This window comes from Kitasatospora griseola (assembly GCF_014648555.1).
Lineage (GTDB): Bacteria > Actinomycetota > Actinomycetes > Streptomycetales > Streptomycetaceae > Kitasatospora > Kitasatospora griseola.
The window spans coordinates 1-782 of sequence record NZ_BMRI01000114.1 but is presented as its reverse complement, the minus strand read 5'-3'; the positions used below and the strand labels follow the sequence as shown (position 1 = coordinate 782).

Sequence of the window (782 nt, the reverse complement as noted above, 5' to 3'; positions counted from 1 at the left end):
AGCGAGGTCTCCGCCGTGACGATCAGCAGCAGCGGCGCGACCGCATGGACCGCAACCCCGACCAAGTCCTTTGCCAGGGCGGACTCGCCCACGTTGAGCAGCACCGTCGCCACGCCGGTCATCCAGCGCAGCACCACCGGCCACCGGCCGCCGTCGCCGCCGAGGCGGGCCAGGATGCCGTCCATCCGGACCACGATCACCACCGCCGCGTCCACGACCATCGGCAGGATCGGAGCCGTCCACTTCCAGGCCTCCGGGGTGTGCGCGGCCATCAGCGGCGTCACCGTGAGCATGCTGTACAGCACCGCCCCGAACGTGATCGCCCACGTCCCCAGACCCAGAATCTTCTCCGCCGAGCGGATCTGCTGCGGCGTCACCAACCCGTTCACCGCCCGCCCCGCTTCCCGCCCGACGAGCGGGCGATGAGCGAGAACACGCGCTCCGTGAGCACGACCGGACGTCGGTGAGCGCGACGCTTGAACGTGCTCACGCCGCCACCCTCATGCCCGGCGTGCGGCCGGCCAGCGAGCGCGCGGTGAACAGCGGCACCGGCGCCGCGTCCATCAACCGGCGCGCGAACTCGGCCAGCACCGGGTCCTCCCGGTCCAGGTCCGCCAGCACCGCCAGCGCCACGTCCATCCGCGCCGCATACTCCAACGGGCTCTCGCCCGGCACGCCGGCGAACAGCTCGCTGTCCACGCCCAGCGCCAGTTCCGCGAACTCCTCCGAGTCCACGGCGACCTGCCCTGCAACAATCGACCTCACGGGTCTCTACCTCTCTG

1 protein-coding gene and 1 pseudogene are annotated in these 782 nt (G+C 71.5%); both read right to left on the bottom strand.

Translation table 11 applies throughout. The annotated features are described in order from the left end of the window. A pseudogene (locus IEZ12_RS37365) lies at positions 1-377 on the bottom strand (DUF2637 domain-containing protein); the annotation flags it as partial. Positions 378-486: 109 nt separating this feature from the next. Then, positions 487-765, bottom strand: coding sequence for a hypothetical protein (locus tag IEZ12_RS37360; RefSeq protein ID WP_189278889.1), 279 nt, complete (start codon positions 763-765; stop codon positions 487-489). Positions 766-782: the final 17 nt, after the last annotated feature.